General features: G+C 60.2%; 8 protein-coding genes. 5 read left to right on the top strand and 3 right to left on the bottom strand.

Annotated features, from left to right (window positions below; all coding sequences use genetic code 11):
* Positions 1 to 78: 78 nt before the first annotated feature.
* Genes AB1J88_RS06280 through AB1J88_RS06300 form a run of 5 tightly spaced genes read left to right on the top strand, consistent with a single transcriptional unit; the run spans position 79 to position 6,632 of the window.
* Positions 79 to 3,579 carry a response regulator gene (locus AB1J88_RS06280; protein ID WP_430290524.1) on the top strand — a complete coding sequence of 1,167 codons (3,501 nt, stop codon included), beginning with the start codon at positions 79 to 81 and terminating at the stop codon, positions 3,577 to 3,579.
* Positions 3,579 to 4,412, top strand: coding sequence for a CheR family methyltransferase (locus AB1J88_RS06285; RefSeq protein ID WP_041064296.1), 834 nt, complete (start codon positions 3,579 to 3,581; stop codon positions 4,410 to 4,412). Before AB1J88_RS06280 ends, AB1J88_RS06285 begins: the two co-directional genes overlap by 1 nt.
* Positions 4,409 to 5,002, top strand: a complete 594-nt coding sequence (locus AB1J88_RS06290; RefSeq protein ID WP_047294607.1) for a chemotaxis protein CheB — start codon at positions 4,409 to 4,411, stop codon at positions 5,000 to 5,002. Before AB1J88_RS06285 ends, AB1J88_RS06290 begins: the two co-directional genes overlap by 4 nt.
* Entirely contained in the window at positions 4,996 to 6,210 is a 1,215-nt protein-coding gene (locus AB1J88_RS06295; protein ID WP_041064291.1) for a hybrid sensor histidine kinase/response regulator, read from the top strand. Before AB1J88_RS06290 ends, AB1J88_RS06295 begins: the two co-directional genes overlap by 7 nt.
* A gap of 44 nt (positions 6,211 to 6,254) precedes the next feature.
* A complete protein-coding gene (locus AB1J88_RS06300) occupies positions 6,255 to 6,632 on the top strand; it encodes a response regulator (protein ID WP_016774860.1) in 378 nt (125 codons plus the stop codon).
* Positions 6,633 to 6,745: 113 nt separating this feature from the next.
* On the opposite strand, the gene AB1J88_RS06305 is transcribed toward AB1J88_RS06300, so the two are convergent.
* The 3 genes from AB1J88_RS06305 to AB1J88_RS06315 form a co-directional block, all read right to left on the bottom strand.
* The gene (locus tag AB1J88_RS06305) at positions 6,746 to 8,416 is read right to left on the bottom strand and encodes an ATP-binding protein (RefSeq protein WP_430290525.1); all 1,671 of its coding nucleotides are present in this window, start codon (positions 8,414 to 8,416) and stop codon (positions 6,746 to 6,748) included.
* The gene (locus AB1J88_RS06310; RefSeq protein WP_041064281.1) at positions 8,413 to 9,915 is read right to left on the bottom strand and encodes an ATPase domain-containing protein; all 1,503 of its coding nucleotides are present in this window, start codon (positions 9,913 to 9,915) and stop codon (positions 8,413 to 8,415) included. The genes AB1J88_RS06305 and AB1J88_RS06310 overlap by 4 nt, the downstream gene beginning before the upstream one ends.
* 140 nt (positions 9,916 to 10,055) lie before the next feature.
* Entirely contained in the window at positions 10,056 to 11,111 is a 1,056-nt protein-coding gene (locus AB1J88_RS06315; protein ID WP_108182776.1) for a tetratricopeptide repeat protein, read from the bottom strand.
* Between the last annotated feature and the right edge of the window lie 164 nt (positions 11,112 to 11,275).

The following is an 11,275-nucleotide window of genomic DNA, read 5'->3' on the forward strand; positions in this document are numbered from 1 at the left end:
AAAGCAGTCAGAAAAATGGATCCATACGACGGTTTTGGGGCAAACTCCCGGGTTTCGACAGTTCGACAAGGCCGCCCCATGCCCACTCCGTCTTCGATTGATGAAACACGGTTTCGCAAACTCCTGACGCGCAACATCGGATTGCCGCTGGGCGTTGGCGCGCTCAGCGCCGTGTTCTTTGTATCCCTGATTACTTATCTGCTGTCGGTGATCCAGTGGGTGGAGCACACCGATCGCGTCATCAATAACGCCAACGAAGCGGTGAAACTCACGGTTGATCTGGAAACCGGCATGCGCGGCTTCCTGCTCAGTGGCGATGAGCATTTCCTCGACCCGTACGAGACCGCCAAGCCGCGGATCAACGTGGCCCTCAACACCTTGCTCGAACTGACCGCCGACAACCCGGTGCAGACCGATCGTCTGCGTCGTTTGCAGGCGCTGCAGACCGAGTGGGCCAACTACGCACAATCGATGATCGATCTGCAGCGCTCCAGCGGTGATTACCGGGGCGCGGTCAAGGCCGGGCGCGGCAAGCGCTTGACCGACGAGATCCGCAAGCAATTCGAAGACGTGATCGACATGGAGCAGCAGTTGCGCACCACGCGCAACGAAGAGGTGCGCCGCACCACAATCTGGAGCATCACCCTGTACCTGCTGTTTATCGCGGGGATCAGCGGTTTGCTGGCGTATGTCGGTCGCCGTGATCTGGTTCGTTTGTCTGACAGCTACAGCGCCACTCTCGCCGCGCAACAGGCCAGCGCCGAGCGACTGGAGCGTCAGGCATGGATGCGCAGCGGTCAGACCGAGCTGGCGGAGCAGGTGCTGGGGCAACTGACGCTGAACCTGCTGGGGCGCAATATTCTGCAGTTCTGCGCGCAATACCTCGGCACGGCGGTGGCGGCGCTGTACGTGCGTGAAGAACACGGCGGCCTCAAGCGCGTGGCGTCCTACGGGTTCTCCCGCGAGCAGGAAGAAAAGGATCAGCAGATCTACAGCGGCGAAGGCATCGTCGGCCAGGTGGCTCAGCAGGGGCAACTGATTCGGCTGGATTCGGTTCCGGCCGACTACTTCAAGGTCAGCTCCGGCCTGGGCGCGGGCCTGCCGCACAGTGTGCTGGTGGTGCCGACCAGTGATGACGACCGGGTCAACGGCGTGATCGAGCTGGGCTTCCTGCGTCCGCTCACCGACCGCGATATCGATTTGCTGGAACTGATTGCCGGCAACATCGGCACCTCGATCGAAGCGGCGCGTTATCGCCAGCGTCTGCAGGAAGTGCTGGCCGAAACCCAGCAGCTCAACGAAGAGTTGCAGGTGCAGCAGGAAGAGCTGAAAACTGCCAACGAAGAACTGGAAGAACAGTCGCGGATTCTCAAGGAATCCCAGGCGCATCTGGAAACCCAGCAAGTCGAGCTCGAACAGACCAATGAGCAGTTGGCCGAACAGGCGCAAACCCTGGCCGAGCAGCGCGACGCCATGGACCAGAAGAACACCGAGCTCAATCAGGCTCAGGTGCAGCTTGAAGAGCGCGCCGAGGAGCTACAGCGCTCGAGCAAGTACAAGTCCGAATTCCTCGCCAACATGTCCCACGAACTGCGCACGCCGCTAAACAGTTCGCTGATCCTCGCCAAGCTGCTGGCCGAGAACCCGCAGGACAACCTGACGGCCGAGCAGGTCAAGTTCGCCGAGTCGATCTATTCCGCCGGCAACGATTTGCTGAACCTGATCAACGACATTCTCGACATTTCCAAGGTCGAGGCCGGCAAGCTGGAAGTGATCCCGGAAAACACCAGTGTCGCGCGGCTGGCCGACGGCCTGCGCAGCGTGTTCGAGCCGCTGGCGGCGGACAAGCAATTGACCTTCAGCGTCGAGTTGCAGCCGGATGCGCCGATCATGCTGTACACCGACCGCCAGCGCCTGGAGCAGGTGATCAAGAACTTGCTGTCCAACGCCGTGAAGTTCACCGAGCACGGCGCGGTCAGCCTGACCATCGCCGGCCAGCCAGACGAGCGCATTGCCTTCATCGTGCGCGATTCGGGGATCGGTATCGCCGCGGATCAGCAGGAAAGCATCTTCGAAGCGTTCCGCCAGGCTGACGGCACCACCAACCGCAAGTACGGTGGCACTGGCCTTGGTCTGTCGATTTCGCGGGATCTGGCGGCCTTGCTCGGCGGCTCGATCAGCGTCAGCAGCGCGCCGGGGCAGGGCAGTGTGTTCACCCTCGTGTTGCCACAGCAATACAGCGAGCCGGGCGACTCACCGTCCGCGCCGTTGTCCTTTACGCCGCCGCCGGTATCGAGCCCGGTCCCGGTGGCGCCGCCGTCGATTGCGGTGTCGCCAATGGCCCCGGTGCACATCCCGCGCTTTGCCGATGACCGTGGCAAGGCACCGTTCGCCACCCGCTGCATTCTGGTGGTGGAAGACGAGCCGAATTTCGCCCACATTCTTTACGATCTGGCCCACGAACTGGGTTACCAGTGCCTGGTGGCTCACGGTGCCGACGAAGGTTACGACCTGGCTCGCGAGTTCGTACCGGATGCGATCCTGCTCGACATGCGTCTGCCGGACCATTCCGGGCTGACGGTGCTGCAACGCCTGAAAGAACACGCTGAAACCCGGCACATCCCGGTGCATGTGATCTCGGTCGAAGACCGCGTTGAAGCGGCGATGCACATGGGCGCGATCGGTTATGCGGTCAAGCCGACCACCCGTGAAGAGCTCAAGGACGTGTTCGCCCGTCTCGAAGCCAAGCTGACCCAGAAAGTCAAACGCGTGCTGCTGGTCGAAGATGACGATCTGCAGCGCGAAAGCATTGCCCGCCTGATCGGTGACGATGACATCGAGATCACGGCCGTCGGTCTGGCGCAGGATGCGCTGGAGAAACTGCGTACCACGATCTACGACTGCATGGTGATCGACCTGAAGTTGCCGGACATGCTCGGCAACGATCTGCTCAAGCGCATGTCCACCGAGGACATCTGCTCGTTCCCGCCAGTGATCGTCTACACCGGGCGCAATCTGACCCGCGATGAAGAAGCCGAGCTGCGCAAGTATTCGCGTTCGATCATCATCAAGGGCGCGCGCTCGCCGGAACGCCTGCTGGATGAGGTGACACTCTTTCTGCACAAAGTCGAATCGCAGTTGTCCCATGAACGGCAGAAGATGCTCAAGACCGCCCGCAGCCGCGACAAGGTCTTCGAAGGCCGCAAGGTGTTGCTGGTGGACGACGACGTACGCAACATCTTCGCCCTGACCAGTGCGCTGGAACACAAAGGTGCAGTCGTGGTGATCGGCCGTAATGGTCGCGAAGCGATTGATAAGTTGAATGAAGTCGAGGACATCGATCTGGTGTTGATGGACGTGATGATGCCGGAGATGGACGGCTTTGAAGCCACCATTGAAATCCGCAAGGATCCGCGCTGGCGCAAACTGCCGATCATCGCGGTGACGGCCAAGGCCATGAAAGACGATCAGGAGCGCTGCCTGCAGGCGGGCGCCAACGATTACCTGGCCAAGCCCATCGACCTGGATCGCCTGTTCTCGTTGATTCGCGTGTGGTTACCGAAGATGGAACGCATTTAGTGGACAGCAGTCACTCCGTGGAGCGCAACAGCGAAATCGAATTACGCCTGTTGATTGAGGCCATCTACCTCAAGTACAGCTACGATTTTCGTGATTACTCGGGCGCTTCGATCAAGCGCCGGGTGCAGCACGCCTTGAGCCAGTTCGAGTGTGCGACGATCTCGGCGCTGCAGGAGAAAGTGCTGCACGATCCGACCGCGTTCATGCAGCTGCTGCAACTGCTGACGATCCCGGTCAGCGAGATGTTTCGCGATCCGTCGCACTTTCTGGCGATCCGCCAGGAAGTGGTGCCGCTGCTGCGCACCTACCCGTCGCTGAAGATCTGGATCGCCGGGTGCAGCACCGGTGAGGAGGTCTATTCGATGGCGATTCTGCTGCGCGAGGAAGGCCTGCTCGAGCGTACGATCATCTACGCCACCGACATCAACCCGCGCTCGCTGGACAAGGCCAAGCAGGGGATTTTCTCGATGGAGAACGTGCGCGCCTACACCGCCAATTATCAGCAGGCCGGCGGCCAGCGCTCCTTCGCCGATTACTACACCGCCGCCTACGGCTACGCGATTTTCGACAAGAGTCTGTGTGAGAACGTGACCTTTGCCGATCACAGCTTGGCGACCGACAGTGTGTTCTCCGAAACTCAATTGATTTCCTGCCGCAACGTACTGATTTACTTCAACAAGAAACTTCAGGACCGTGCCTTCGGTCTGTTTCATGAATCGCTGTGCCACCGAGGCTTTCTGGTGCTGGGCAGCAAGGAAACGCTGGATTTTTCCGGCTACTCGAATCAGTTCGAGCCGCTGGTCAAACAAGAACGGATCTACCGCAAATTATGAACGATGCCTTGGATTTGCCTCGTGTCGAGGCCATCGTGGTCGGCGCTTCGGCTGGTGGGGTCGAGGCCCTGCTGACCCTGCTCGCGCCGCTGCGCCAAGGCTATGTGCTGCCAATCATCGTCGTGTTGCACCTGCCGGAAGAGCGCCGCAGCCAGTTGGCCGAAGTATTCGCCCGACGGCTGATGCTGCCGGTGGAAGAGGCGACCGACAAACAGGACATCGCTCCCGGTACGGTTTACTTCGCGACACCCGGTTACCACCTGTCGGTTGAGCAGGATCGCAGTCTGTCGCTGAGTCTTGAAGACCGCGTGCACCATTCCCGGCCAGCCATTGACTACTTGTTTGAATCCGCCGCTGATGCTTACGGCGCAACCCTGGCTGCCGTGTTGCTGACCGGTGCCAATCACGATGGTGCTCGCGGTCTGGCGCAAGTCAAACGGCGCGGCGGACTGACCATTGTTCAAGACCCGCAGGACGCGCAGGTCGCCACCATGCCTCTGGCTGCGCTGAAGATTCAGCAGCCTGACCATGTCCTACCCATTCACGGCATCGGCCGTCTGCTTGTCGAGCTGGAACGAATCGCATGCTGAGTAATATCCAGGCCAAATTGCTGATCGTCGACGATCTGCCGGAGAACCTGCTGGCCCTCGAAGCGCTGATCAAGCGCGAGGACCGCACGGTGTACAAGGCGCTGTCGGCGGACGAAGCACTTTCGCTGCTGCTGCAACACGAGTTCGCCATGGCCATCCTCGATGTACAGATGCCGGGCATGAACGGCTTTGAACTCGCCGAGTTGATGCGCGGCACCGAGAAAACCAAAAACATCCCGATCATTTTCGTCAGCGCCGCCGGCCGTGAACTCAATTACGCGTTCAAGGGCTACGAGAGCGGGGCGGTGGACTTCCTGCACAAGCCGCTGGATATTCACGCGGTGAAGAGCAAGGTCAACGTGTTCGTCGACCTGTACCGCCAGAGCAAGGCCATGAAGCAACAGGTCGAAGCCCTGGAGCAGGCGCGCCGCGAGCAGGAAGCGCTGCTGCAACAACTGCAGAGCACCCAGTTGGAACTGGAGCAGGCGGTGCGTATGCGCGATGACTTCATGTCAATCGTCGCTCACGAAGTACGCACGCCGCTCAATGGCCTGATACTCGAAACCCAATTGCGCAAGATGCACCTGGCCCGGGACAACGCCGCCGCGTTCACCCTCGACAAGATGCACGCGATGGTCGATCGCGACGAGCGCCAGATCAAAAGCCTGATCCGCCTGATCGAAGACATGCTCGACGTCTCGCGGATTCGTACCGGCAAGTTGTCGATCCGTCCGGAGCGTTTCGATCTGGTGCAACTGGTGAGCAACCTGCTGCAGAATTTTGCCCAGCAGATAGAGGCCGCCGAGACCGAAGTGTCGTTCACTGCGTCCGGGCCGGTGGAAGGTTATTGGGACGAGTTCCGCATTGAGCAGGTGGTGTCCAACCTGCTGACCAATGCTCTGCGCTACGGTGGTCGCAGCCCGATCCAGGTGCGGGTGTACCGTGAAGGTGATGAGGCGCGGGTCGAGGTTCAGGACCGGGGCATCGGCATCAGTGAAGAGAATCAGAAGCGTATTTTTCAACAGTTCGAACGGGTTTCCGCCAAGACGGTAGTGGCTGGTCTCGGGCTGGGTCTGTTCATTTCCGAGCAGATCGTCGCCGCCCATGGCGGTTCCATCGTCGTCGAGAGTCAAATCAACGAGGGCGCCCTGTTTCGCGTTTGTCTGCCAATCCAGGAAAACGGCATATCCGACGCAACCTCTGAGTGACCGCACGGTCGTATCAGCAGCTATTGACCGAACAAAGGCTTCCCATGAGCGTAGATGCACAAGATGTAGTACTCGTCGTCGAGGACGAACCGGTTATCTTGATGGTGCTGACAGACTATCTGTCGGGGCAGGGTTACCGCGTGTTGCAGGCCGAAAACGGCGAGCAGGCGTTCGAGATTCTCGCGAGCAAACCGCATCTGGACATGCTGATCACTGACTTCCGCCTGCCGGGCGGGATCTCCGGCGTGCAGATCGCCGAGCCGGCAGTCAAGCTGCGTCCGGATCTGAAAGTAATCTTCATCAGCGGCTACCCGCAGGAAATCCGCGAGACCGGCAGCCCGATCACCAGCAAGGCGCCGATCCTGGAAAAACCGTTCGATCTGGACGTGTTGCAGGAAAAGATTCAGGAATTGCTGGCCTGATCAAAAAACACTGAAATGCCCCTGTAGGAGCTGCCGCAGGCTGCGATCTTTTGATCTTGTTTTTAAATCAAAAGATCGCAGCCTGCGGCAGCTCCTACAGGTGTTTTTGGGAGTCAGTTCTTGATCATCTCGCGGACCTTGGCGGTCAGCAGATCAAAGGTGAACGGCTTGGTGATCATCTGCATGCCCGGGTCGAGGAACCCGCCGCGCACAGCGGCGTGCTCGGCATAACCGGTAATGAACAGCACCTTCAGCCCCGGCCGGTACTGCCGACCGATTTCCGCCAGTTGCCGGCCGTTCATGCCCGGCAGGCCGACGTCACTGATCAACAGATCAATGCGCTGCGTCGAGTTGAGGATCGGTACCGCGCCGTCGGCATCGCCGGCTTCGACAAATGCATAACCCAACTCACTGAGCACTGCGCTGACCAGCACGCGCACGGCAGGGTCGTCTTCGACGATCAACACTGTTTCGCCATCCAGCGCCTCCGGAGCCTGTTGAATAGCGGACACCGGATGCTCCAGTTCCTCGCCGCGGAAGCGCGGCAGGTACAGTTTGACCGTGGTGCCCTGATCGATTTCGCTGTCGATCGAGACGTGACCACGGGACTGTTTGCTGAAGCCATAGATCATCGACAAGCCTAAACCGGTGCCCTGGCCGATGGGCTTGGTGGTGAAGAATGGATCGAACGCGCGGTTGATCACGCTCTGTGGCATGCCGCTGCCGTTGTCGGTGACGCTGAGCATGACGTACTCGCCAGGTTCGAGGTTGGTGTAGGCCTCGGTGAATGCCTGTTCAAGGACCTGATTGCTGGTTTCGACCACCAGTTTACCACCCTCGGGCATCGCATCCCGGGCGTTGAGCACCAGGTTGAGCAGGGCGCTTTCCAGTTGATTGGGGTCGGCTTCAGCGACCCACAAATCGTCGTTCAGGCGCATGTCGAGCTGAATGCTTTCGTTGAGGCTGCGTTGCAGCAACTCGCCCATCGACAGCACCAGGGTATTCATCTGCACGGCTTTGGAGTCCAGCGATTGCCGGCGGGAAAATGCCAGCAAACGGTGGGTCAGGCCGGCGGCGCGGTTGGCTGAGGTGACGCCCAGATCGATCAGGCTGTCGAGGTCATCAAGGCGCCCGCGAGCCAGTCGTCGGCGCAGTAATTCAAGGCTGCCGATGATCCCGGTGAGCATGTTGTTGAAGTCGTGAGCAATACCGCCGGTGAGCTGACCGACCGCTTCCATTTTCTGCGACTGGCGCAAGGCTTCCTCGTTGTGGCGAAGCTGCGCGGTGCGTTCCTCGACTTGCTGCTCGAGGGTTTCAAGGGTTGATTGCAGGCGCCGTTCACTTTCACTCAGATCAATCAGGCGATCACGGGCTTCGTACTGTCGTCGTCGCCCGCGCAGGGCGGTGGACACCAGACTGACCAGGGTCGCCGGATGAAACGGACGCTCGAGAAAGGTCACGTTGCCCAATAATTCACTCAGGCGTGAGGAGGGGCCTTGTTCGGGGCCGCCGTGGTGCGTCAGCAAGACGATCGGCAGATCCGACCAGGCCGGTTGCTGCTCCAGAAAATGCAGAAGCGTTTCCAGTTCCGGGCCGCGCAACGCTTCGGTAGCAATCAACAAGAGCCCGGCGCCAGGTTCCAGTTCTGTGCACAATGCGCCCAGATCCGGGGTGATGACCCCGCCGTAGCCCGCCTCATTGAGGATCATCAGCGCCACTTGGCTGTCGCGGCCCATGGGCGCGAGAATCAGCGCCCGTTCCGGCAGTGAAACGGAGGCTGTCACAAGGCTTCTTCCCGCAACAGCGGATTGCTGGCGCCAAGGTAAGTCGGTACGCCCCGCAACACACCCTGGAACGCTTCCAGCGGTTCGCCAATGGTCATGCCCTGGCTCGAAATGCGGTATTCACGGATGGTCGACTCGTGGTTGCCGGTGCGTTTCTTGATGATGGAAATGGCTCGGCGTACTTTGCCGATGGCTTCGAAGTAGCGCAGCAGGATCACCGTGTCGGCCAGGTAAGTGATATCGACCGGCGCCTGCATGTCGCCGACCAGACCGTGCTGGGCAACCGTCATGAATGTCGCCGCACCTTTGCGGTTCAGATACAGCAGCAATTCGTGCATGTGCAGCACCAGCGCGTTTTCTTCCGGCATCGCGGCCTGATAGCCGTTGATACTGTCGATCACGACGGTCTTGATGTTGCCCTCATCGACGCAGCGACGTACCCGGTGCGAGAACTCGCCGGGGGACAGTTCGGCGGCGTCCACCTGATCGATCAGCAGGTTGCCGGTCGCTTGCAGGGCCTTGAGGTCGATGCCGATATTTTTCATCCGCTCGAAGAGCAGACCCAGCTCTTCATCAAAGATGAACAGCGCCGCTTTTTCGCCGCGTGCTACGGCAGCGGCGGCGAAGATCATTGAAATCAGCGATTTGCCGGTACCGGCCGGGCCCAGGATCAATGTGCTGGAACCGGTCTCGATGCCACCACCGAGCAGGGCGTCCATTTCCTTGATGCCGCTGGTCAATTGCAGGCGAGGATAGTCGCCACGGTGTTCGGCAGCGACCAGGCGCGGAAATACATGCACCCCGTCGCCCATGATGGTGAAATCATGGTAACCGCCACGGTACTTCTGCCCGCGGTACTTGATGATGCGTACGCGGCGGCGCTCGGCGCCGTAATTGGGGGTCAGCTCTTCGAGGCGGATGACGCCGTGGGCGACGCTGTGCACGGTCTTGTCGAGGGACTCGGTGGTCAGGTCGTCTAGCAGCAGGACCGTGGCGTCGTAACGCACGAAGTAGTGTTTGATCGCCAGAATCTGCCGGCGGTAGCGCAGCGAACTCTGCGCCAGCAGGCGGATCTCCGACAGGCTGTCGAGCACCACGCGGGTCGGTTTGAAGCGCTCGACCACTTCGAAAATCTGCTTGGTGGCTTCACCGAGCTCAAGGTCGGAGGAATACAGCAGGCTTTGCTGATGTTCGGCGTTGAGCAGACTTTCCGGCGGTGTCAGCTCGAAAATCTCGATGTTCTCGTTCAGTTCCCAGCCGTGAGAGGCTGCGCCCTGGCGCAGTTCACGCTCGGTTTCCGACAGTGTGATGTACAGACAGCGTTCGCCGGCACGGGCGCCCGCCAACAGGAAATGCAACGCGACGGTGGTTTTGCCTGTACCGGGTTCACCCTCGAGCAAAAACACATGCCCTCGGGACAGACCACCGGCGAGGATGTCATCCAGGCCAATGATGCCGGTGGCGGCTTTTGCACTGATCAACTCGTTGGACGTAGACAAAGAATGCCCTCTCATGACTAGGGGAATCGAGGCAGCAGGCTGTACCAGCCGTTGTGCTCTACCTGATTACTTGACCGCTGCCGCTCATGACGGTTCCGAGGTTTCGATAGCAAAGTGTCATTGAATCAGCGGGTAAAGGCTCAGAGTCCCTGTTGTAACGCCGGGTCATCAGGGTTCATCTGCTCCAGTTGCGCGAGCAGAATCTGCACGTTCTGCAACTGTCCGCTTTCCTTCCAGTAATTGATCAACAGCACCCGTGCCTTACGGTCGGCGGGGTGGCGCTGCACGACTTCCTGCAGTTGTTTTTGCGCCGCTTCCAGTTCTTCGGCGGCATGCAGGGTGGTGGCGAGGTCGTAGCGGTAATCCTTGTTGTCCGGTTCCAGTTCGACGGCTTTGGACAAGCCGAGCAGGGCGAATTCGCGCTGGCCGTGGTGCAACAGCCACAGGCCCAAGGCGTGTTGCAGATAGGCGGAATCCGGCTGGGTCTGCAGTTGTTTGGCGAGCAACTGGCGCGCGGCGTCGCTCTGGCCCTGGCGGTCGAGCACATCGATTTGCATCACCAGCGCCGGCAGGTTGCCCGGTTCCAGACGCAGCGTGTTGTCCAGCGCTTGCTGCGCCTGTTTGAGCTCGGCGTTGTGCAGATACAGGCGCGCCAGCTGCGCATAGGTGGCGGCGCTTTCCGGTTGGCCCTGGAGCACTTGTTCCCAACCATCGATGGCTTGCTGTAGCGGGGCAAAATACAGCCCCAGCTCATCCGGCGTCAGACCGAGGAGGGCGTTGATTGCGGCAAAACGCACGTTTTGATCTTCATCGTCGAGCATCGGCCCGAGCAGCAGGCTGCGTTGCCCGCCGGGCACCAGCCCGACCACACTTTGAATCGCTGCCAGCCGGACTTCGGGGGCTTCGTTCTGCAGATGCGCATCGGCCAGTTTCAGCGCTTGTGGGCTTGGATAGTTGGGCAGTTCGGCCAGCAGCCAGACGCTGCGCTTGGCCGACAAGTCCGGGCGCCCCAATTGCTGGTACAACTGCCGTGCCGCCCCGGGCTGCCCGGAGCGGGCCGCCGTCAGGGCTTCGCTGTAGCCGCGCTTGATCGCCTCGGGCACTACCGGGGCGGTGGAGCGCAGAGATAACCAGGCAACGACGATGATCAGCACGAGGCCAAGGCTGATGAGCAGGTAGCGGCGGGACTGAGGCATGCGATTTCCGTGAACGGGTGTTCTTTAGCAGAGGGGCAAGCTTCGGTCAGAGAAGGCCATGAGTCAAACCCATGCTTGCGAATTGGCCTGCAGGAGCTGCCGCAGGCTGCGATCTTTTGACTTTGATGTTCAAGATCAAAAGATCGCAGTCTGCGTCAGCTCCT

The sequence above is a fragment of the Pseudomonas sp. S8 genome (assembly GCF_050473925.1).
Classification (GTDB): domain Bacteria; phylum Pseudomonadota; class Gammaproteobacteria; order Pseudomonadales; family Pseudomonadaceae; genus Aquipseudomonas; species Aquipseudomonas parakoreensis.